Origin of the sequence: Photobacterium alginatilyticum (assembly GCF_009910675.1) — a bacterium.
GTDB lineage: Bacteria > Pseudomonadota > Gammaproteobacteria > Enterobacterales > Vibrionaceae > Photobacterium > Photobacterium alginatilyticum.
In genome coordinates this window covers 59,852-80,953 of record NZ_RSEJ01000026.1, presented here as the reverse complement: position 1 = coordinate 80,953, position 21,102 = coordinate 59,852, and the positions used below count along the sequence as shown (strand labels likewise).

Genomic DNA, 21,102 nt, shown 5'->3' with positions numbered 1-21,102 from the left:
CCTCCATCAGGAGCAAGTAAAGATAACTCTATACCTCACTGTAATCATTGCCAGAAGGTAATGATACGGGCAACTTTGCACAGCAGATGGTACGAATCATCTCGGATATTTCTTCATCCAAATTATTTGTGCCATTTCAACATTATAGAGCTAGCTCAATATATTCATCCAATAGCAATGCTATACTGACACTCCTTCAGCACAACTGACCTAAATATTCATCCCTACATAACGTTCATCTACTCACACTATTGATAACCTCATCACTACCGTTCGAGATATTGCTCTCACCTTTATAAAAAAGCGCTAATCATTCACCAGATTAATAAATAATCTCCAATCTATTCCAATAACAAAGCAGAGCACAACAATGACGATATTCAACTCTACATTAGCAACCACTAACTCAATAAAAACTTCGGGGATTAACAAGCTAACTAAAGTGAGCCTGTTAAGCGCTAGCGCACTACTAGGCGCTGGCATGTTTGCTTCCCAGGCACATGCCGATACCATCCTTCATGCCTTTAACTGGAAATACAGTGACATCACCAGTCAGGCAAAAGAAATCGCACAAGCCGGCTACAAGACAGTACTCATCTCCCCGCCGTTAAAATCGACCGGTGATCAATGGTGGGCACGTTACCAGCCTCAAGACATTCGCCTAATTGATTCACCTGTTGGCAACAAAGAGGACTTGCAGGCACTGATTGCCGCACTAAAAGCAGAAGGTGTCGGTGTCTATGCCGATGTTGTTCTCAACCACATGGCTAACGAGAGCTGGAAACGCAGCGATCTGAATTACCCTGGCAGCGAACTGCTTGCCCAATATAGCCAAAACACAGACTATGTGAATCGGCAGAAATTGTTTGGTGATCTCAGCCTTGGTCAGTTCTCTGCCAACGACTTCCACCCTGCAGGATGCATCACCGACTGGAGCAATCCGGGGCATGTACAATACTGGCGCCTGTGTGGTGGCAACGGCGATGTCGGTTTGCCGGATCTTGATCCAAACAACTGGGTTGTCGGGCAGCAACGGCTTTATCTTCAGGCGCTTAAAGATATGGGGATATCCGGTTTTCGGGTGGATGCCGTCAAGCACATGAGCAACTACCAGATCACTCAAGTCTTCACCCCTGAGATCACCTCAGGCATGCATGTCTTTGGCGAAGTGATCACCAGCGGTGGCAAGGGCAGTAACGATTACCATGCGTTCCTGGAACCCTATTTGAACGACACCAACCACAGTGCCTACGACTTCCCTCTCTTTGCCTCAATCCGTTCAGCTTTTTCGTTAAACGGAAGCATGACTGTGCTTCATGATCCACAGGCTTATGGTCAGGCTTTATCCAATGATCGAGCCGTTACCTTTACCATTACCCACGATATTCCGACTAATGACGGCTTCCGCTATCAGATCATGGATCCGACTGACGAGAATCTTGCCTATGCGTATATTCTGGGTAAAGACGGTGGTACACCGCTAATTTATAGCGATGCGCTGCCTGCCAACGAAGACAAGGACAATGGACGCTGGAAAGGTGTATGGAACCGCAGTGATATGACTGCCATGATCAGCTTCCATAACCAAATGCAGGGCAAGACAATGCAAACGCTGTACAGCGATCAGTGCCTGCTGGTATTCAAACGTGAGAAACAAGGGCTTGTCGCTATCAACAAGTGTGGCGAAGAGCGCTCCTACACCATTGATACCAACCAGTTCGAGTTCAACTGGTATTTGCCATACAAAGATAAGCTGAGCAACCATAGCGAAACCATCAGCTCACGCTATCACACACTATCAGTACCTGCTCGTACTGCACGGATGCTTGCTCTCTAATTCCAAAGCAGCTTTAGATACAAAAAGGGCCAGACATGATGTCTGGCCCTTTTCGAATAAACAGATCGTTATTCTGCGTACTGCATCAGATGCTGCTTCACTGCATCTGCCGCAAAGGAGTGCTCAACACTGACCTTATAGATAGCAAAGTAATCTTCACGGGTTAGATCGAACTCATCCACGACCTTGCGCACTTCATCTGTCATCGTCGTGTTAGACACAGTACGGTTATCGGTGTTGATGGTGATTAGTACACCGTCTTTGTGGAAAGACTTGATCGGGTGGCTGCTGAGGTTATCAACGGCCTTAGTCTGGATGTTACTGCTAGGACATGTTTCCAGCGCCACAGACTCACTCTTGACCAGCTCATAAGCTTCCGGGTGGCCTTTGATATGAATACCGTGGCCAACACGCTCTGCGCCCAATAGCGATACAGCATCATGAACATTCTGGCCGTCGCCCTGCTCACCCGCGTGGATAGTCACTCGATATCCCTTCTCGATGGCATACTGAGCATATGGAATGAATTCATGACAGAAGCCAGACACTTCACTTCCCGCCAAATCGAAAGCGACAACACCGTTATTTAGGTACTTGGCACCGGCATCAATGACTTCGTTAATACGATCCTTCGGCATGGTACGCAGAATCGACAAAATATAATTGCCATGAATATCGTACTGCTCTTCTGCTCTCTTCATGCCTTTAACAACGCTGCCAATGATCTGGTCAAAGGTCAGGCCGTTTTGCAGATGAAGCATAGGACCAAAGCGAACTTCCAAATACTTGACGTTCTCTTTGGCAGCATCTTCAAACACTTCAAACGAGATACGCTCAAGCCCTTCTTCTGTTTGCATCACAGAAAGCGGCAGTTCAAAACGCATCAGATACTCATCAAGGTTCTGGCATGTTTCAGGGGCAACCATCAGTGTTTTAATCTCACTGATATCCTCACTTGGCAGAGGCAGGTTTTGCTGGTGAGCCAGTTCAATAATCGTTTGCGGGCGAACACTACCGTCTAGGTGGCAGTGAAGATCTATTTTGGGCAGGTCGAAGTAGTTCATGAGTCTCTACCTTTATTCAAATGGTACATAAAGTTACAGACTTCATAATCAAGAGTTTAAGGCTCTTGGTAGAAACTCCCAAACCATATCATTGGGATTATACGAAGCAAGTTGGCTGAGGAGTCTATCATTGTGATTAACTACCTGCAATCCATACGGTTAGCGCATCTGAGATGGCTAAAATGAATAATTATAGTACAGGGAAAAACCCTATGCGATAACAGCAACTATGCTGCTATTGAATAGGACTCTCGCCCTCCGTGCTTACCCTTGCGCTGAAAGCTACCCTTCCCTTTTTTCGCCTTCACGACACGGGTACGAAACAATTTGCTTGTCACAGCCGCCTTCAGGGCGTTGTCCTGAATCGTACCGCGACCTAGCTCGGTCTGTTGCTCATTCTGCTCAGCTAGCTGGATATTCTCCACCAGCTGTAACTTCTTTTTCTTGCCCATGATATCTTTCCTCTAATAAGAATCGTTGACGAGATAGAAACACACAATCTACCTCAGGGGTAAATATTACCGCCATCAATGGCTGGAAGCAAAAAAACGCATAACGCCTGATCCTGTATTCACTCCAGATACTCTTTATAAAGGTCGAGAAACTCCAGCACAATCTCTCTGGCAACTTTGGTTTCGCAGTTGGTCAGAAAGACCATGCCGGTTTGGGTGTGGCGGTTAAATACCATTTCAGTTCGTATCCCCTTCACCCACCCGCCATGGTGAACAAAGCCTGTGACCCCCTTGTAATCAAAAGTCCGCCAGCCCAACCCGTAATAAACATTGCTCAGCTTGGCACGATAACGGTACTGATTTGCCCGTATGTGGGGCTTATGCATCACCTCCAGGGCCGAAGAGCGCAGTACCGACGGATTATGGCCAAACTGGGCCAGCATCCATTTTGCCAGATCTTGTGCGCTGGCATTAACCCCTGCCGCAGCCGGCACCTTGTAGTAATAAGGCGCGGGTTTCACCGCGGCACAGCCAGACTTGACTTTGACATGCGGAACAACGCGATTTGAACTCTGCTCGAACTCATCCAGCCCGTACGACGCATGGTTCATTTTCAGCGGAATAAAAACCTGCTCTTTGACCAAGGTGGGAAAATCCATCCCCGCGGCCTGAGCCAGCATGTCGGCACTGAGGTTATACACCACGTTTTGGTAGCCATAGCACTTTCCGGGATCGCACACGAACTTAACTCGCTTTAACGCCCGGAGTATGCGGGTATAGCGCACGTTGTCTTCCAGCAGATCGGAGTAGGCCTGAGGAACCAGCCCGGTAGTATGTGACAGCAAGTGCCTTAATGTGACGCTCTTACCCAGAGCAGGATCACTGAACTCAATATTGTCGAGATAAGGTATGACATGGGTATCCCACTCAATTAGCCCCTTGGAAACCAATATCGACGTTGCTGCCGATGCAAATGTTTTCGATATCGATGCCAACGGAAATACCGTGGCTGAGTTTATCCGCTTATTGCCACCGGCTTTAGTCACCCCGTAGCCACGCAGCAGGCGAATATTGCCATTGATAATGACAGCCAGTGATGCACCGGGAATCCCTTTTTTCACTGACTTTTTCACATAGCTATCGAGTGCGAAAACAATCTCGTCTTTGGGGGCTGCGTTACCAGCCCCCAAAGGCAGCAAGAGAAGGAAGACAGACCACAATCTGCACATCACAGATACACCAACCTTATCGAATTTTCACTAAGGTTAGCGCCTAAAAGCAGCACATTATCTTCTCTGAATTGAGAATTAAACTCGATAACAATAAAGTGTCAGCAAATAGAACAAAAAAAATCATTTATTAGAAAATAGTTCAAGAAATATACTTATTTTTCCTCTATGATTATTTTATTGTTCTTTTTTAACATGACGCATTTATTTGCTACTAATTCAACTAAATTAATAATTACTGCTTACAAGTGTGCGCTCAAAATAGCCAAACTGTGTACAGGTGTTCGCTGAAAATAATATTTATTGTGTACAAGTGTTCGCTGAAAATAGTGTTTTATTGAGAACTCATACCGTTTACGTGATAGTTATGTCAATTTTTAGATCATTTGCACTATCTTTGCGTTGTTCATATATACTTGATAAATAAAAAGAAACACTCATCGGATGAGCTTGAAAGTGAGATCCAGGGCACAAAATGACTTTTATTGTTGGCCATAACCGCTACAATACACAGCCTCAGCCACTTCAAGACACATATTAATAAGGTCACATAGTCATGAATGTAGTCGATTTTTTTAAACAGAAGCGTGATGTTCTTTCAGTACATCCGTTCGAACTTAAAGATTTCCTATCACCTTCCCTGCGTGACTACTGGCTTGAGCTTAGAAATAAGGCAAACAATAGCCAAATCGGTCTTTTAATAAAAGATCATAAACTGGCATCCAATGACGATATAGCAGCACCTGCTGAGCCTGTTGCCCAGCCTGCGCCAATCGTAATGAAGCCTGAAGCGGAAAAACTGTTCAATGAGTTGAATGACACCCTTGGTGAAGTCATTCATGTCGGTCAATGGCTGACAGTCGATCAAAACCGTATTAACAGCTTCGCAGATGTTACTGAGGACCATCAGTGGATCCACACCGATCCAGAGCGTGCGGCCGAAGAGTCACCTTTTAAAACCACGATTGCCCATGGCTTTTTAACTCTGTCGCTACTTTCTGTGCTGACTGATAGTGTTGATCCAGACAACCAGAAGTTCCCGACGGCGAAGATGACCGTTAATGTCGGGTTGAATCAGGTACGCTTCCCTTATCCGGTAAAAGCAGGTAACCGTGTACGTGCCAGCACTAAAATTCAGTCTGTTACACCTATCAAGCGTGGACTTGAAATCGTTCAGGAACTAACCGTTGAGATTGAGGGCGTGCGCCGTCCGGGCTGTGTCGCTGAATCTGTGATCCGCCTGCACTTCTAAACGAAGCCGGACGGTACCACCCAGACGTTAAAAGGCCATCTCAAGATGGCCTTTTTCAATATCAGTACCTGGGCGCTACACTTTTTCAATCACTTTTAATGCTTCTTTCTTGCTTAGTGCAGATAGCTTACCTTCATTGCGCGCTACAAACCCTGAGACATAATCAGGATCGGTTTTGGAATATTCTCTCAGCACCCAGCCAATCGCTTTTCGAATAAAGAACTCTTCTTCATCTGCCAGCATCAAGATAGTCTCTTCCAGTAAAGGGACATTCGTCTCAGACTTATGCTTGAGATGGGCCAGCAACGAAGCTCGGCGCAACCACATGTTATCGGATACACGCCACTCTCTGAGCTTTTCCTCCAGCTCTCTGTGTTCTTTAACCAGGCCTCCGATAAGGTTAGATGCAATTTTATCTACGGTATCCCAATGGTCAGCCTCTAGAAGCATCTCCTCGTAGATTTCAAATGCTTCCTTAGTGCGAAAGGCTTTATAGTATTCGGCAACATCCATAGCCAAATACTGTTCCTCCCGATTCTCTCCTGACCAAAGCCAGAGAACCAGGCGGCTATAATCTGTAAATGTGCCGACTTTAGTGTGCTCGCGAGCCTGTTTAAAAATGGCCTGACGTTCCGGTGCCTTTACACCATAAAACGGCTGGTCCGTCTTCATATATGCCTGCATCGCCTTTGCATCCTCGGCATTGCCTGCTTCAGCCATGCGCTGCTGCATAAAGATCACCATGGGAATGATCAGAGACATAAGGACTTCCTTTACAACTAACTATTATTATTTTTGTATTGGAACACAGTTAGGAATAGCGGAAAACTACTTTTTATCACGCAGTTTCAATCGATAAGCTCAGCAATCCTGCTGAGCTTACTGGACGTTGAGTCTCCCCATTTAAAAATGGTATTCAACGTTTAGCGGCTTTGCCCTGGTAGGCCAAATATTCCAGGATACTATCAATTTGCTGGAAGCTAAGATCGGTATGATCAGGCATTTGGGTATAGCGGAATTTCGATGGTTGACGAATGTACTCCCGCAATATCTCGGGACTTCGATAGACGAGGATATTCATTGGGGCATTCAAATCAGGACCAACCTTTCCCCCTTGCTGATCTAATGCGTGGCACTTCATGCACCTGTCTTTGAATAATTTGAATCCGGCAAATACATTCGTCGTTTCTTTAACTTGCTGAGGGTACAATGCCGGGTATTGATTCTTAAACTCAACCGTATCAATTACCGCCAACTGATAAGGCCATGGGTAGGCTTGCTTAGGTGTCTGCTTGTCGCCAGTCCAGACCATGTAGAAAGGCCCGGGGTTTGACTGGTTGTGACCAATGAGTTCCCAGTCAGGCTGCTCCGCATCTCGGTATACGATATAGCCACCTTGTTCTAACAGTTTATCGAAAGGCGAAACTGCCTGGTAGCCATCAAGCGCCACAAACTTAACATCGGTACTCAGCTTACTTTCCCACGATTTTCCGTAAGCCAATGCCATAACATCATGCAGGGCAAAGGCCAGATATCGCTTGTTTTTCTTGTATTGGGGATCATAAATATCTATCTGATGTGTCAGTAATTGTTTTTTCATTGCCCTCAGCGTCAACGCATTAACAGTTTCCCCTTCTTCCGAAAAAACAAGCTTCGCTGAATAGGCACTTGCCGACCATACACACAACAAACATAACACTGAAAAGCACTTCATCCATAAAGTTGAACGCATCATTGTCGTGCCCCCTTCTCCATCGCGATTATTGGTTAGGATGCTTACTAATTACTTGATTTACTTTGAATATAGTCAGTAACAGCTAAGGGAAGCTAAACCTTGCACTTATTGGAAGTAACATCACGGATTGTACTGATTTGTTCGCGAATTTTGAGCTATCCGCTCACTAGTTTAAATGTCGAGGTAAAATGCCTAAGTACCGGCGCTTCGTACTCAAACTCCAGTCCGGATAAGTTATTCGCCTGACGGACTACATTGATCAACGCGTCAGCGACATAATCCATATGATCATTGGTATATACGCGGCGGGGAATGGTAAGACGCAAAAACTCCACAGGTGATGGTTTTTGCCTTTTTGTGACAGGGTCACGACCAGCTAGCAGTGATCCTATTTCAACCGCACGGATCCCGGCCTCCAGATACAACGCATTACATAATACCTGAGCAGGAAATTGTTCTGCCGGGATATGCGGCACTATCTTTTTTGCATCGACAAAAACAGCATGACCACCGGCAGGTAACTGGATCGGTACATCGGCCTGCTGTAACCGATAAGCGAGGTACTCAACCTGCTTAATTCTGTAGGTCAGATAATCTTCATCTAACCCTTCATAGAGACCGCGTGCAAGCGCCTCCATATCCCTGCCAGCCATACCGCCGTAAGTAATGAAACCTTCCATCGGTACACAGCGGGTTTGCACATCCTGAAACAAGGCTCGATCATTGCGAATAGCACATAACCCACCGATATTAACCATAGGATCTTTCTTAGCTGACAGCGTTAGCATGTCGGCATACTGGTACATCTCAGCAACAATCTGTTTAATCGAATGGTCCTGATAACAAGCTTCCCTGTGTTTGATAAACCAGGCATTCTCACAGAATCTGGCCGAATCCATGATCAGCGGAATTTGATACTGCCTGGCTACCTGATAAACCGCTTTCAGGTTGTCCATTGACACCGGCTGTCCCCCTGTACTATTACAGGTTATAGTGACAATGATCCCCGCAATATTCTCCGCGTGATAATGAGCAATACATGCTTTCAGTTTCTCTAGATCAATATTGCCCTTCCAGTCATAGGCAAGCTCAGTATCAAATGCCCTATCATCCACTAAATTAATGGCCACGGCCCCAGACAACTCCACATGGGCAGCCGTGGTATCGAAATGGAAATTCGAAAGAAATACCGGTTGCGTGCCACCGCGTTCTTGCCGCATTTTCTCAACCAGGCACGGAAACAGTATCTGCTCGGCACCACGTCCCTGATGTGTCGGAACAAAGTCATGGTAGCCAAAAATATCTTCAACAGCAGCCTGAAGGTGGAAGTAATTACGGCAACCCGCATAAGCCTCATCACCCAGCATTAATCCGGCCCATTGTGAATCACTCATAGCACCGGTACCGGAGTCGGTCAGCAGATCGATGTAAACATCTTCGCTTCTCAGCGCAAAGGGGTTATATCCCGCCAGCATGAGAGCTTCTTGCCTATCCGCCAACGTTGTCATCCGAATAGGCTCTACCATTTTTATCCGAAAGGGCTCAGGAATACGTTTCATCGGCGCCTCCTCTCCTCACCGCTAACTATAGCGTAAGGCAAATCCCTGCCTTCCTTAAGTTGACGAATACCCTTCGCCTTCCTACGTTAAATATATCAGCCACCTATAAAACCTTATTGAGCCAAGCTGAGCTTAAGACGACTTAGGAAACTCATAAGGCACCAACAAGATTATCCGGCTGCTCTTACAGTTAACAGGGATGCCTGCAATATGGAACCAAGAGACGTCAAGACGATCGACGACGCCAAAGCCATTATTAACGACCGCGGCCTCACACACGTCAAAGTCGGGTTATTTGACAATGACGGTGTCATGCGCGGCAAATACATGTCCAAAAACAAATTTTTCTCTTCTCTCGAGCACGGGTTCGCCTTTTGTGACGTCGTCCTTGGATGGGATGTCAAAGATCAGCTTTATGACAATACCCAATACACCGGCTGGCATACCGGCTACCCCGATGCCCCCGTTCGTATTATTCCAGGTAGTTGCCGAGACGTCCTCGATGAAGACGGAATGTTGTTATTTATTGCAGAATTTGCCGGTCCGGCTGAATCGATTTGCCCCAGAGCCATGCTAAGAAGAGTAATCGACAAAGCCGGAGAGATGGGTTTTGATGCCATAGCCGCCCTTGAGTATGAGTTTTTTCTCTTCAATGAAACCCCGCACTCCGCCAGAGAGAAAGGCTTCAGAAACTTAGAAACCGTCACCCCCGACTGGTTTGGCTATTCCATGATCCGTAACTCAACCTACTCGGATTTATACAAAAGCATTCTTGCCATGGCCGAAACCATGGATTTTCCGATAGAGGGGATCCACTCGGAAACGGGGCCCGGTGTGATCGAAGCTGCGATTGCCGTTGACCACGCCGAAGCCGCAGGAGACAAGGCTGCACTATTTAAGACTTACATGAAAGTGCTGGCGCAAAAGCAGAATTTACTGGCGACCTTCATGGCGAAGTGGAGCAATGATTATCCCGGTCAGAGCGGCCATATTCACCTTTCATTAATGAACAAAGACGGTTCGTCAGCTTTTTTTGACTCAAGCCAACCCCATACCATGAGTAAAACCCAACGGCATTTTCTCGCCGGCCAGCAACGGCTGATGCCCGAACTGTTGTGTATGATTGCACCCTCCGTCAACAGCTACAGCCGGATGATCCCGGGATTCTGGGCGCCTACTGATGCCACCTGGGGGATCGAGAACCGAACCACTGCCCTTCGAGTAATTTCAGGCTCTGCCAAAAGCCAGCGAATTGAATACCGAATTGGCGCCGCAGACGCCAATCCCTACCTTGCCCTAGCCGCTGCCCTGGGCTCAGGCCTGTATGGTATTGCAAGGGAATGGGAGCCCTATGACGCTGTTACCGGCAATGCCTATGAGCAGCCTCACCCTGAAGAGCTGGAATTACCTCGTACCCTATGGGATGCCACCCAGCGCTTCAAAGCGTCGCAGGCAGCTCGCGAGCTGTTTGGTGATGCCTTTGTGGACCATTTTGCAGCATCCCGAGAATGGGAAGACAGAGAATTCAGAAAGCATGTTACTGATTGGGAACTCAACCGCTACTTCGAAATCATCTGAGGCAAGCAGGCATGACACATCAACCTGATGAAAACGCAATCTTACAAACTGTCTCCCCGGCGGATAATAGCATTGTTGTCACCCAGCCGTTAGCCAGCCAGGAAGACATCATAGCTACGCTGGAGCGGGCAAACATCTCGCAAAGTCACTGGCGACAAACACCGCTCTCACAACGGAAAGCCTATTGCACCAAAGCCATTGACGCCCTGCTGACCCACAAAGAGATGATTGCCTGCGAGATCAGCTGGATGATGGGACGCCCGATTCGCTACAGCAACAGCGAGCTAAGAGGCGTTGAAGAGCGTGCTCGCTATATGATCTCCATCTGCGACGAGGCGCTTGAGCCTATCACCCTGAACGAAAAACCGGGGTTTACCCGTTATATCAAGCATGAGCCCCTCGGCACGGTTTTTGTCATCGCCCCCTGGAACTACCCTTACCTCACCGCTATCAACTCGATCATACCGGCTCTGCTGGCAGGAAACAGTGTGATTCTCAAGCACTCGTCACAAACGCCACTATGCTCTGAGCGACTGCAGCAGGCCTTTGATGAGGCCGGGCTGCCCAAAGGCGTGTTCCAGCACCTCTTTCTTAACCATACTGATACCGAACAGCTTATTGCCAGCGAACAAATACAACATGTGGTCTTTACTGGTTCGGTCTCTGGAGGGCGGATGGTCGAGAAAGCAGCTGCCGGCCACTTCCACAACATCGGGCTGGAATTGGGCGGCAAAGATCCTGCCTATATCCGTGCCGATGCCGATCTGGACCATGCGGTAGCCACTGTTATCGATGGCGCTCTGTTCAATAGTGGACAATCATGCTGCGGTATCGAGCGTGTTTACGTCGACGCCACAGTTCATGATGAGTTTGTCAGTCGTGCCAAAGAGGAAATTCATACGTATCAACTTGGCTCGCCGCTCGAATACGAAACGACCCTCGGTCCCCTGGTGCGAACCGCCGCAGCCGACTTTGTCAGGGCTCATATCCAGCAGGCCATCGAGATGGGCGCAACCGCCCACCTCAATGAATCCGACTTTCCGGCCAGCAAACCGGGTACACCCTATTTAGCCCCTCAGTTGCTGACTGATGTGACTCATCAGATGCGAGTCATGACCGAAGAGACATTCGGCCCTGTCGTTGCCGTACAGAAAGTGCATTCCGATCATGAAGCCGTCGCCCTGATGAATGACAGCGAATTCGGGCTTACCGCCAGCATTTTTACCCGCGATACCAAGCAGGCCATAAAGCTAGGGGAACAACTGGACGTTGGTACGTTTTTTGTCAACCGATGCGACTACCTTGATCCGGCGCTTGCCTGGGCGGGCGTTAAGCACTCCGGGCGCGGGTGCGCCCTGTCAAAACTGGGGTTTGAAACCCTGACCCGGCCTAAATCATTTCACATCAAGCACCCTCAGGAGTAACCGTCATGCTCGAGGCACATTGGCACTATCCCACCGCAATTACCGTTGGTGAGCATTGTTCTGACCAACTTGCCCAATACTGCAAAGATGCCGGCATCCATAAGCCTTTAATGGTAACGGACCCTGTCCTGGCTGACAGTAAAATGGTTCGAAATGCCCTTGCTCAATGTCGCCATGCTGATCTGGAGATTCAGATATTTCACGGCGTTCAGGGAAATCCAACCGGACAGAATGTCGAAGCCGGGATCCACCATTATCTGAAAGGAAAACATGACGGCATTATTGCTTTTGGCGGAGGTTCCAGTATAGACGCCGCCAAGGCGATTGCACTGGCAGCGAATCAGTCTCTCCCGCTCTGGGAGTTTGAAGATAAGGGAGACAACTGGCAGAAAGCCGATGCCAATGTTATTGCGCCAGTGATCGCCATACCGACCACTGCAGGTACCGGATCGGAAGTCGGCCGTGCCGCCGTCATCACCGATGAAAGCCAACAGGTAAAAAAAATCATTTTTCACCCTAAGATGATGCCTGTTCACGTCTTGCTTGATCCTTCTCTGTCCATCGCCCTGCCCCAACCTTTGACAGCTGCGACAGGAATGGATGCCCTGTCACATAATCTGGAGGCCTTCTGCTCTCCGTCCTATCACCCGATGGCCGAGGCCATTTCCCTCGAGGCCATGCGGATGATCATGCACTATCTTCCCGTCGCCTATCTCGATGGAAACAATATTCAGGCCCGCACCCAAATGCTCGTGGCATCCACAATGGGAGCTACCGCCTTCCAGAAAGGACTCGGCGCAATGCATGCCCTCGCTCATTCATTAGGCGCGGTATATAACCAACACCACGGTCTGCTCAATGCCATACTGATGCCATATGTTCTCACAGCCAACCGACCCAGAATTAATGAGAAAATGGCCAGGCTAGGCCGATACCTTGCACTGTCCGAACCTGACTTTGACGGTGTCATGGATTGGGTGATCTCACTCCGAAACGAGCTGGGCATTCCTCATACCCTGGCTGAAATTGGCATCGATAACCAACAATCACAGCGTATCGGTGAAATGGCGGCATCAGATGCGGCCGCACCGGGTAATCCTATTTCGTTCGACGCCGCGCAATATGCGGATATCTTTTGTCGTGCCGTTAGCGGCAAGCTAACTGACTGAGGCACTATGAGACTGGGCATTTTACTCTGTGACGACGTTAGGCCCGAGTTGCAAAAAAAGCACGGCAACTATCCGGCAATGTTTAGCGAGCTATTTCGCCAGGTCGGCTCTGACATCGAACTCCACTTCTATCGGGTTATCGACGGCCAATATCCGGGCTCACTCGATGAGTGCGATGCCTATATCAGTTCAGGCAGCAAGTACAGCGTCTACGATGACATCAGATGGATCCGCACGTTTGAAGCCTTCATCCACCAGCTGTACCAACAACATATTCCTTTTGTCGGCATTTGTTTCGGCAACCAGATGATTGCCAGGGCACTTGGCGGCGAGGTTTGTCGCTCGGACAAAGGCTGGGGGCTTGGCGTTGCCGAGGTGGAGCTTCAACTTGACGAAGTCAGCAAACATAGCTGGCTCACAACAGAAGAGAAAAGCTACTCACTGCTGGTCAGCCATCAGGACCAAGTCATTGAACCACCCAAGCATACACGGGTACTGGCTGGCAGTGAATTTTGCCCCTGTGCAATGATTCAGGTTGGCAGTCACTTTCTTGGTATTCAGGGACACCCGGAGTTTACTCCCGAATACAGCCACGATCTGATCAAATTAAGACGTGATAACTATCCACCGCAAGTCTCAGAACACGCCTTACTTTCACTGAGCCAACCTACCGACCATTTAGCTGTCACCCAATGGATCATTAACTTTATCAAGCTACGACACCTGAACTTCTCTCACTGACTAAGTGTCTAGAGCTGGTCCAAATATATTATTCAAAATATTTGAACATCTTCTTCTACCTGTAGTGATGGTGGTCGGTATCAGTTTCTCTACAATTGGTTATATCAAACAGATAAATGCCCGGTTTTATATAACTGCAGGAGAAACAGCAATGTACCATGCTCATATTTATTTTAACCTTTCCCAACAGTCACTTGCTGAACAAATCCATCAGCAAATCCGACTAAGCAGAGCGGATACCACCGCAATCTTTCCGTTGGTGAAAAAGAAAGTTGGTCCTCATGTAAAGCCCATGTTCGAGGTACACTTCAACGATAACCAATTTGGTTTCATCGAATGGCTCGAACAACATCGTGCCGGGCTTTCTGTATTGATCCACCCGGTTACCGGCAATCATCTCGCCGATCATACCCGCGATGCCATCTGGCTTGGCGAAAGGCTCAGTGTTCGCACAGAAATATTCGGGCAACATTAATGGAAAAACTATTTCCCTTTGTGGCGAAGTACCAGTGTGATACCGCCTAAAATAGCAATCGATGCCAGGAACAAACGTAGTGAAATCGACTCCCCAAGAAATAACACACCACCAATTGCGGCTATTACTGGCACGCTCAACTGAACGGTAGCAGCGGTTGTTGCCTGCAATGCAGGGAGAACGCTATACCACATCACATAACCAAGACCCGACGCAATAGCACCAGACAAGACCGCATACCCCACCCCGGACCAGTCCAGAGAAAAACTGCCGAGCATGATGATACTCAACACGAGAGTAAAAGGGACTGCCCGGAGGAAATTACCCGTGGTAGCTAGAACCGGATCACCGGCTGTTTTCCCCTTGATCGAATATATCCCCCAGGCTACGCCAGCGGCGAGCATCAATACCGAGCCCACCAGTGGTGGGGCTGATAAACCGGGTAGCAGCAACCCCAACAGCCCACTGATAGCAAAGCCAAAGCCTAACCATTGAACCGCCGTTAGCCTTTCCCCCTGCCACAACCCATACCCCAACATGGTTGTCTGCACAGCAGCAAAAAGCAATAATGCGCCGGTCGCAGCCGACAAACTGATGTAGGCAAACGAAAAACCTGCCGCATAGACAAACAAGGCAAGAGCAGAGAGCCAGTTCCCTTCGGCTGGCTGAGCACTGCTTCTGTGAATGGAAATCAGCCACAATACCGCAGCTCCCGAAACCAGACGGATAGTGGTAAAAGTGGCAGCATCGATGTCTGTTTCCAGCAACGCCACCCTGTTTAGTAATGAGTTTCCGGCAAATGCCAGCATTGCGAGCGTAGTCACCGCCATCACTCTTGAGAATGGCTTTTCATCCTGTGTCATTTATCTAACCAACACCTTCGTAATCTGATTCACAGGGGGGCAGAAGAATAAAAAAGCAGCCCCCACCAATGTTGGGAACTGCTCTATAGTATGGCTGTGTTTCACCCGCTACGCGTTACAGTTCGACTGCTACAGCTCGACTGCTACAGCTCGACAATGACCTTCTTGGCCAATGACATCGCTAAATTATTATCGTAATACGCCGCCTCGTTGATAAAGTGCGGGTAGGCTTCATAGTCACCAATCCAGCAAATCTCTTTACCATCAAATAGGGTAAATATCGGGTCTCCCGAACGAATCGGCTTAAAGTCAGCATCCTGGACATTTCGGTGAACCATACCGATACGCTCGCCATTGTCATCTTCGGGCAACTTCAGCGTTTCTTCATATTTGAATGCTTCATAGCTTGCAGGCAATGACGGCAGAGAATCTGAATTGTGCAGTTCGACATAATCAAGAATGTGCAGGGTCATCTCTTCCATCCAGTCGAGCACATCCTGGCGGATCACTGACTGAGACTGCGGGCCGACTTCAACAATCACGCCTTGCTTGGTAATTGAACTTAGGAAGTAATGCTCATCAACCGATGTCTGATCTTCCAGCACCACGACGGCTTCAGGCATTTTTGCCTTAACGTAGGCACCCATCTTGCGGTTAAACGCATCGGACTGCAGCAGGATCAGTGTCGGCCCCATATTACTGGTGGTATTGTGCAGGTCGATGATGAAGTCTGTTTTGGCGTTTCCTTTCGGGCCAATCTGAAGGTTGATAGCCTTCGCCCGACTCTGCTCGTAATTAGCCAGTTCAGGGTTGTTCAAATCTTCAAAGCTGAATTGTCGATTCAGATCGCAATCAAGATAGCGCTTGTTTTCTTCAAACGCTTTCGGATTGGCAAAAACAGTCTGGGTCGCAAAGGAGTCTCGGGCGATCAGTTGTGGATCTTGCTGCCATTTGCGAAGCAGGTAAATCCCGCTGAATTCATTTCCATGCGTGCCGCCGACAACAGCAACCGAATTAATTGTATTCGTCCTTGTATTCACAGGCCTGGCTCTCACTCGTCATAATCTACTGAAATGAATACCAGTTTCACTCACGTTTTGCCAGTGAAACTGACTAATTTTCGACAGGTCGGGTTTGTGCCAGTTTTAAATAAGAATGCAACTCGTCGTTTTTATACTCGATCGCCGAGTGAATATTGACGGTTCGATTGGCTATTACAGCACAACGGAACAGATCTTCACCTTTATGGATGACCATTTCTATCACACCGTCTACCAGCTCCCACCAGCCCGAATGTTGCTGGCGGTTAAATAGCGTGTATTCGTTAAGCGAACCGTCCGGAAAGAACGTCAGCTCGGTAACAAACCCGGCGCTACAGGTTTTCAGCCACTGCTGGGACGCTATCTCTTCAAGTGAGAAATTTCGCTTATTGGACAGCCATTCATGCATATTGGCCTGTTCGCCTGAGTCAAGCTCTGGCAAGGCATCCAAATCCAGTAGCCTGACCCGCTCTGACTCCCGCAAATACAGTTGAAGCAACTGGCATGTTTTCTTCTCTGACATCCATATCACCTTTACATATCATTATGTTAGGAACGAAATTAAACCCTATTCAGTAATCTTTCACGGACTAAAGAATCAAACTGTTAACCTGCTCAAAACTTAACCTTACCTCTGAGGGTCTTTGTTTGGCCGCGCTGCGTTTTTTTATCCATTCTGCGTTTCTGGGAGCCTTTAGTCGGCTTGGTTGCCCGTCGTGCTTTTTGCTGGACAACTGATGCCTGGATCAACTCCTTGAGCCGTAATAATGCATCTTCCCTATTCTGTTCCTGAGTCCGATATTGCTGGGCCTTGATGATGATAATCCCATCTTTTGTAATACGGTGGTCAGAGAGTTTCAGCAAGCGTTCTTTATAAAAAGCAGGAAGGGATGAACGCTTTATATCAAATCGAAGATGAATCGCGCTGGAGACCTTATTCACATTCTGGCCTCCCGCCCCCTGAGCGCGAATAGCTGACATTTCGATTTCCCACTCAGCGAGCTGGACAGAATTGGAGATAGTTAACATGGAAAGAAGTACAAACCTATAACGAAAAGGTATTCAAACCTCGATTATATCACTGATCCAGTAATCCTTTGAAAGCAAGCCAAATGTGATCATGCTTACAGGCTCGTTCCATGACAGTATAGACATTCATGGAGAACCAGTATTCTTTGCAAAATCACATGTTATTACAGTTATATCCATGAACTTACTGATTGAATTTCTGACAGACTCAGGTCAGTTTATTCGCCCCTGGCTAAGCGAAATTTCCACGGCCATAGTCGCTTGTCTGCTCGTTGTTTTCGGTGCCGATATTAACCGGGTACTGAGACGGCAACTTTCCGGCACCAACTTTATCATCCGTACACTAGTCTTTATCCTGGTCAACGCCTTCGGGTATGGCTTTTTGATTGTTTCCGTCTCTCCCTGGCTGGCCAAGCAGCTTAGTCACATACCCAACCAATGGTTAATCTGCCTTGTCGTCGCGATTTTTGTCTTTGTCGGTTCGTGGGCGCAGCGTAACAGGCAGGTTTAGTACACTTAGCTTCTAATCCGCAGATAAAACAAAACCCGGCATTGATACCGGGTTTTGGTTATATCTTAACAATCAATGATCACACCCTGCGGTATGGCAAATAGGCCGGTTCCCACATATGTTCGGCCAGCTCCTGCTCGACATCTTTGCCTCGCAAAATGCTGTTTGGATCCGTCGCCTGCATATTGGAAAGAATGCTGGTCGCAACACGCAACGAGACATCTTTCAGCTCACTGATCCGCGGATAAACGCAACCCGCTGCCAGATCTTCTTCGGATACACATTCGGCCAGTGCATAAGAAGCCATGGTGAACATATCCAAATTGATCTTCCTGGTACGAGAAACAATGGCTGCCAGGCCAACACCCGGGAAGATAAACACATTGTTACCCTGCCCAATTCGGTATTCAAAGCCGTTGTAGCTGACATTATCAAACGGACTACCTGTCGCCACGATAGCCTGCCCGTCACTCCACTTATAGATATCTTCCGGAAGTGCCTCGCAATTTGCTGTCGGGTTGGATAGCGGGAATACCATTGGACGCTTGGTATACTCCATCATTTTCTGGACATGCTCTTCTTTGAATGCACCGCCAATGCCACTGGTTCCCAACAAAACCGTAACCGGGTGATTGTCGATCAACTCTGTCAGTGATACTTTGCCGAGCACTTCGGTATGCCAGGTCTCTGCAATCGAGCGCGGCTTGGCATAACGCTTCTTATATTCATCCAACCCTTCACGGTCATCAAAGACCAACCCCTGAGAATCGAGAATGAAGATTTTGTCTCGCGCTGCCGCATGAGAACAGCCTTCCTTCAACAAACCAGCATAAATCTGATCGGCAACCCCGACTCCACCGGCACCGGCCCCGTAAACCACATACGATTGATCGACGAGTGACTCATCCTTGATTTTGACTGCGCCCAGAATACCGGCAAGTACCACCGAGCCCGTGCCCTGAATATCATCATTGAACGAAGGCAGGAAGTCTTCGTAATCGGCCAGATTATCAAACGCATTCGACTTGCTGAAATCTTCCCATTGCAACACGGCTTTCGGGAAATGCTGCTTCACCTGACGTACAAACTTCTTGATAAAGGTTTTGTATTCTTCACCGCGCATACGCTTGCGAGGTACACCCAGATACATAGGATCGTCCAGCAGATCCTGATTGTCTGTACCCACATCCAGTGCAATCGGCAAACAGTGAGCAGGATGGATCCCCGCCCCCAAGGTATAGAGCGACAACTTACCGATTGGGATCCCCATGCCGCCAACCCCTTGGTCACCCAGTCCCAAAATCCCCTGACTGTCTGTTACCACGATAATTTTGATGTCTTTACCGGTAAAGTGACGGGCCTGCTCGCCCATATTATCGACGTTGTCTTCTGTGATGTATAAACCACGCGCTTTCTGGTAACGGTGACTAAACTCCTGACACGCCTTGCCCACTGTCGGGGTATAGATGATCGGCGTCATCTCTTCGATATGGCGAGACAGCAAGGCATAGAACAATGTCTCGTTTCGATCCTGGAGGGCACGCAGGAACAGATACTTCTCGATATCCGTCGATGCATTTCTGAAACCGTCATAGACACGGTTAAGCTGGTCATCAAAGGTCTGAACACGCGGGGGTAACAAGCCACTCAGCTGAAAAGCTTCTCTTTCCTCGTAGGTAAATGCAGTACTTTTGTTGAGTGTCCGGTCATTAAGCAGCTCTGTTCCGGTTAGAGAAACAGGTCTGAATTCATTGCCATTTTCATCTTTCCAACGCAGGTATTTGCCTATCGTCATGGTATCCCTCCAGTCTTATTTTCGACAATCAGTCCTCATAAATGTCCTGCGGCGATGACAGACAATTGGAGGGCTGATATTGACTCCTTTAGGAGATAACGAAAGATTCTACGCCCTTAACTGGATGAAAAATGTGATATTCGGAGAATAATTAGTTGATTTTATAGTGATAATTTAAAAGAAAACCCGCTGTAATAGCGGGTTTTCAATGACTAGAAAGTGAACGTTCGGCCGCTGGCCGTCAGTACTTCGTCAGCAAAGCTAGAATCGATTGTTAACTGGTCCCCTGCATTTTCAGGGTCATCTTCACTGCCGTTACATACCAAGACAACGTCATAGCTACCTAAAGGTACATATCCGACTTCAAACTTACCAGACACCGAGTCAACTCCAGCAGACGTGTAAGGTTCATTGGCCGATCCCAGATCGCCATGAACACCACCGGTAGGCGCGGTATAAACATAAACGAATGCATCATTAATGTTGTTGCCACAAGCTCCGCCACCCAGTGTAACGTCACCAGAAATCGTGGCGACATTCTCATTATTCACCAAACGTACGCCACGGGGTTTTAGCTGGTAGCCATTAGCATTTTCGACCATGCTCTTTCGCAAATCGAATTCCAGTGTATAGGCTTGAGTTGCGTTTGCCTGAACATCGAAACCATCAAGTTTTAACTCGCCGCTTGGAACACGGATCCCTTCAGTAGCACTTGTATCTGTTACGACATGTGAGTACGGAGTCCCATCAGTGTAACTCCCTTTCTCAAGCACCGAGAGGCGCATCTGAGTATATTGGCCGGCTTCCATCTGCTCATCACTCAACACCTGCAGTGACTGTTCGCCTTGATAAGCCATCAGGTTGATGACCATAAACGCCGGGTTTCCATCGCTATCTTGCGGAATTGCAAGACCAGCAGGAATACACTCCGCCGAACTTTGATCTGAGGCAAAAGACGTTGTTCCCCAGCTCGACTCGCCACCGTTTGTGTGATGCACCGTGATCTTATCAAAGGCAACACAAACTTTGCTCAGACCGTCGACTGGCGCATCTGAAAACGCCAAGTTGAACTGACCAGTATTGCTACTGCCATCTGATGAACCTGAATTACACCCCGCTAACGCCAAAGCCACTACACTGGCAACAACCAACTTTCGCATTGATTAAACTCTCAATTAATAATTCTGCCCGAAGAATACCCAGACTCATGCAGTATTCAAAACCAAAAGTTCCCATTTGGCGCAAGTCTGACAGAGATTTTACAAAACGGCCTAACAGTGCAAAAGATAAGCAAAAATGCGCTTCTCAACAAGCTAGCTACTGCTTGTAAAAAAGAAGCCTCACAGTGT

The 21,102-nt window shown here is 47.9% G+C and carries 19 protein-coding genes, 1 pseudogene and 1 riboswitch; of the genes and pseudogenes, 8 read left to right on the top strand and 12 right to left on the bottom strand.

The genetic code is table 11. The features are described from left to right. Positions 1-481 precede the first annotated feature (481 nt). Positions 482-1,837, top strand: a complete 1,356-nt coding sequence (locus EIZ48_RS21385) for an alpha-amylase family protein (protein ID WP_160656063.1) — start codon at positions 482-484, stop codon at positions 1,835-1,837. Between the two features lie 68 nt (positions 1,838-1,905). Here the strand turns inward: EIZ48_RS21385 and add are convergent, their stop codons facing one another. From add to EIZ48_RS21370, 3 genes and pseudogenes are all read right to left on the bottom strand, one after another. Next, the gene (gene add / locus EIZ48_RS21380) at positions 1,906-2,901 is read right to left on the bottom strand and encodes an adenosine deaminase (protein ID WP_160656060.1); all 996 of its coding nucleotides are present in this window, start codon (positions 2,899-2,901) and stop codon (positions 1,906-1,908) included. Between the two features lie 25 nt (positions 2,902-2,926). Beyond that, positions 2,927-3,026: riboswitch (purine riboswitch) on the bottom strand. Between the two features lie 114 nt (positions 3,027-3,140). Beyond that, positions 3,141-3,353 (bottom strand): annotated as a pseudogene (locus EIZ48_RS21375) (alternative ribosome-rescue factor A); the annotation flags it as partial. 119 nt (positions 3,354-3,472) lie between these two features. Next, complete coding sequence (locus tag EIZ48_RS21370) at positions 3,473-4,582, bottom strand: serine hydrolase domain-containing protein (RefSeq protein WP_160656133.1); 1,110 nt, start codon at positions 4,580-4,582, stop codon at positions 3,473-3,475. 556 nt (positions 4,583-5,138) lie between these two features. On the opposite strand from EIZ48_RS21370, the gene EIZ48_RS21365 reads away from it, so the two are divergent. After that, the gene (locus tag EIZ48_RS21365; protein WP_160656053.1) at positions 5,139-5,834 is read left to right on the top strand and encodes a MaoC family dehydratase; all 696 of its coding nucleotides are present in this window, start codon (positions 5,139-5,141) and stop codon (positions 5,832-5,834) included. A 75-nt stretch (positions 5,835-5,909) separates the two neighbouring features. Here the strand turns inward: EIZ48_RS21365 and EIZ48_RS21360 are convergent, their stop codons facing one another. The 3 genes from EIZ48_RS21360 to EIZ48_RS21350 form a co-directional block, all read right to left on the bottom strand. Then, positions 5,910-6,596 carry a DNA alkylation repair protein gene (locus tag EIZ48_RS21360; RefSeq protein ID WP_160656050.1) on the bottom strand — a complete coding sequence of 229 codons (687 nt, stop codon included), beginning with the start codon at positions 6,594-6,596 and terminating at the stop codon, positions 5,910-5,912. Positions 6,597-6,750: 154 nt separating this feature from the next. Further along, positions 6,751-7,569 (bottom strand): c-type cytochrome, encoded by an 819-nt coding sequence (locus EIZ48_RS21355; RefSeq protein WP_160656047.1) that lies wholly within the window; start codon positions 7,567-7,569, stop codon positions 6,751-6,753. Between the two features lie 155 nt (positions 7,570-7,724). Then, positions 7,725-9,128 (bottom strand): tryptophanase, encoded by a 1,404-nt coding sequence (locus tag EIZ48_RS21350; RefSeq protein WP_160656045.1) that lies wholly within the window; start codon positions 9,126-9,128, stop codon positions 7,725-7,727. Positions 9,129-9,338: 210 nt separating this feature from the next. On the opposite strand from EIZ48_RS21350, the gene EIZ48_RS21345 reads away from it, so the two are divergent. The 5 genes from EIZ48_RS21345 to EIZ48_RS21325 all read left to right on the top strand — a co-directional run bounded on the left by EIZ48_RS21345 (position 9,339) and on the right by EIZ48_RS21325 (position 14,515). Continuing rightward, positions 9,339-10,706, top strand: coding sequence for a glutamine synthetase family protein (locus EIZ48_RS21345; protein WP_160656042.1), 1,368 nt, complete (start codon positions 9,339-9,341; stop codon positions 10,704-10,706). A gap of 11 nt (positions 10,707-10,717) precedes the next feature. Next, positions 10,718-12,130: an aldehyde dehydrogenase family protein gene (locus EIZ48_RS21340; RefSeq protein ID WP_160656039.1), complete on the top strand. Its 1,413-nt coding sequence runs from the start codon at positions 10,718-10,720 to the stop codon at positions 12,128-12,130. A gap of 5 nt (positions 12,131-12,135) precedes the next feature. Then, positions 12,136-13,299 (top strand): iron-containing alcohol dehydrogenase, encoded by a 1,164-nt coding sequence (locus tag EIZ48_RS21335; RefSeq protein WP_160656036.1) that lies wholly within the window; start codon positions 12,136-12,138, stop codon positions 13,297-13,299. Between the two features lie 6 nt (positions 13,300-13,305). Then, on the top strand, positions 13,306-14,040 hold the full coding sequence (locus EIZ48_RS21330) for a glutamine amidotransferase-related protein (RefSeq protein WP_160656033.1): 735 nt from the start codon (positions 13,306-13,308) through the stop codon (positions 14,038-14,040). A gap of 151 nt (positions 14,041-14,191) precedes the next feature. Continuing rightward, complete coding sequence (locus EIZ48_RS21325; protein ID WP_160656029.1) at positions 14,192-14,515, top strand: DOPA 4,5-dioxygenase family protein; 324 nt, start codon at positions 14,192-14,194, stop codon at positions 14,513-14,515. 8 nt (positions 14,516-14,523) lie between these two features. Here the strand turns inward: EIZ48_RS21325 and EIZ48_RS21320 are convergent, their stop codons facing one another. The 4 genes from EIZ48_RS21320 to arfB form a co-directional block, all read right to left on the bottom strand. Further along, complete coding sequence (locus tag EIZ48_RS21320) at positions 14,524-15,378, bottom strand: DMT family transporter (RefSeq protein WP_160656026.1); 855 nt, start codon at positions 15,376-15,378, stop codon at positions 14,524-14,526. Between the two features lie 143 nt (positions 15,379-15,521). Continuing rightward, positions 15,522-16,418 (bottom strand): aspartoacylase, encoded by an 897-nt coding sequence (locus EIZ48_RS21315; RefSeq protein ID WP_160656023.1) that lies wholly within the window; start codon positions 16,416-16,418, stop codon positions 15,522-15,524. A gap of 73 nt (positions 16,419-16,491) precedes the next feature. Continuing rightward, positions 16,492-16,941 (bottom strand): hypothetical protein, encoded by a 450-nt coding sequence (locus EIZ48_RS21310; protein ID WP_075766078.1) that lies wholly within the window; start codon positions 16,939-16,941, stop codon positions 16,492-16,494. Positions 16,942-17,033: 92 nt separating this feature from the next. After that, entirely contained in the window at positions 17,034-17,447 is a 414-nt protein-coding gene (arfB, locus tag EIZ48_RS21305; RefSeq protein ID WP_075766080.1) for an alternative ribosome rescue aminoacyl-tRNA hydrolase ArfB, read from the bottom strand. 178 nt (positions 17,448-17,625) lie between these two features. On the opposite strand from arfB, the gene EIZ48_RS21300 reads away from it, so the two are divergent. Further along, positions 17,626-17,958 carry a DUF3392 domain-containing protein gene (locus tag EIZ48_RS21300; RefSeq protein WP_160656021.1) on the top strand — a complete coding sequence of 111 codons (333 nt, stop codon included), beginning with the start codon at positions 17,626-17,628 and terminating at the stop codon, positions 17,956-17,958. Between the two features lie 79 nt (positions 17,959-18,037). Here the strand turns inward: EIZ48_RS21300 and EIZ48_RS21295 are convergent, their stop codons facing one another. After that, entirely contained in the window at positions 18,038-19,753 is a 1,716-nt protein-coding gene (locus tag EIZ48_RS21295; RefSeq protein WP_160656018.1) for an NAD-dependent malic enzyme, read from the bottom strand. A 212-nt stretch (positions 19,754-19,965) separates the two neighbouring features. Beyond that, positions 19,966-20,913, bottom strand: coding sequence for a DUF4382 domain-containing protein (locus EIZ48_RS21290; RefSeq protein ID WP_160656015.1), 948 nt, complete (start codon positions 20,911-20,913; stop codon positions 19,966-19,968). Positions 20,914-21,102 lie beyond the last annotated feature (189 nt).

Excerpts from the sequence above, each read along its gene's own strand:
- EIZ48_RS21290 (WP_160656015.1), bottom strand. The coding sequence starts at position 20,913 with ATGCGAAAGTTGGTTGTTGCCAGTGTAGTGGCTTTGGCGTTAGCGGGG.
- EIZ48_RS21370 (WP_160656133.1), bottom strand. The coding sequence starts at position 4,582 with ATGTGCAGATTGTGGTCTGTCTTCCTTCTCTTGCTGCCTTTGGGGGCT.
- EIZ48_RS21325 (WP_160656029.1), top strand. The coding sequence starts at position 14,192 with ATGTACCATGCTCATATTTATTTTAACCTTTCCCAACAGTCACTTGCT.
- EIZ48_RS21330 (WP_160656033.1), top strand. The coding sequence starts at position 13,306 with ATGAGACTGGGCATTTTACTCTGTGACGACGTTAGGCCCGAGTTGCAA.
- EIZ48_RS21355 (WP_160656047.1), bottom strand. The coding sequence starts at position 7,569 with ATGATGCGTTCAACTTTATGGATGAAGTGCTTTTCAGTGTTATGTTTG.
- EIZ48_RS21320 (WP_160656026.1), bottom strand. The coding sequence starts at position 15,378 with ATGACACAGGATGAAAAGCCATTCTCAAGAGTGATGGCGGTGACTACG.
- EIZ48_RS21360 (WP_160656050.1), bottom strand. The coding sequence starts at position 6,596 with ATGTCTCTGATCATTCCCATGGTGATCTTTATGCAGCAGCGCATGGCT.
- EIZ48_RS21365 (WP_160656053.1), top strand. The coding sequence starts at position 5,139 with ATGAATGTAGTCGATTTTTTTAAACAGAAGCGTGATGTTCTTTCAGTA.
- EIZ48_RS21345 (WP_160656042.1), top strand. The coding sequence starts at position 9,339 with ATGGAACCAAGAGACGTCAAGACGATCGACGACGCCAAAGCCATTATT.
- arfB (WP_075766080.1), bottom strand. The coding sequence starts at position 17,447 with ATGTTAACTATCTCCAATTCTGTCCAGCTCGCTGAGTGGGAAATCGAA.
- EIZ48_RS21295 (WP_160656018.1), bottom strand. The coding sequence starts at position 19,753 with ATGACGATAGGCAAATACCTGCGTTGGAAAGATGAAAATGGCAATGAA.
- EIZ48_RS21350 (WP_160656045.1), bottom strand. The coding sequence starts at position 9,128 with ATGAAACGTATTCCTGAGCCCTTTCGGATAAAAATGGTAGAGCCTATT.
- EIZ48_RS21335 (WP_160656036.1), top strand. The coding sequence starts at position 12,136 with ATGCTCGAGGCACATTGGCACTATCCCACCGCAATTACCGTTGGTGAG.
- EIZ48_RS21385 (WP_160656063.1), top strand. The coding sequence starts at position 482 with ATGTTTGCTTCCCAGGCACATGCCGATACCATCCTTCATGCCTTTAAC.
- add (WP_160656060.1), bottom strand. The coding sequence starts at position 2,901 with ATGAACTACTTCGACCTGCCCAAAATAGATCTTCACTGCCACCTAGAC.
- EIZ48_RS21310 (WP_075766078.1), bottom strand. The coding sequence starts at position 16,941 with ATGTCAGAGAAGAAAACATGCCAGTTGCTTCAACTGTATTTGCGGGAG.
- EIZ48_RS21300 (WP_160656021.1), top strand. The coding sequence starts at position 17,626 with ATGAACTTACTGATTGAATTTCTGACAGACTCAGGTCAGTTTATTCGC.
- EIZ48_RS21340 (WP_160656039.1), top strand. The coding sequence starts at position 10,718 with ATGACACATCAACCTGATGAAAACGCAATCTTACAAACTGTCTCCCCG.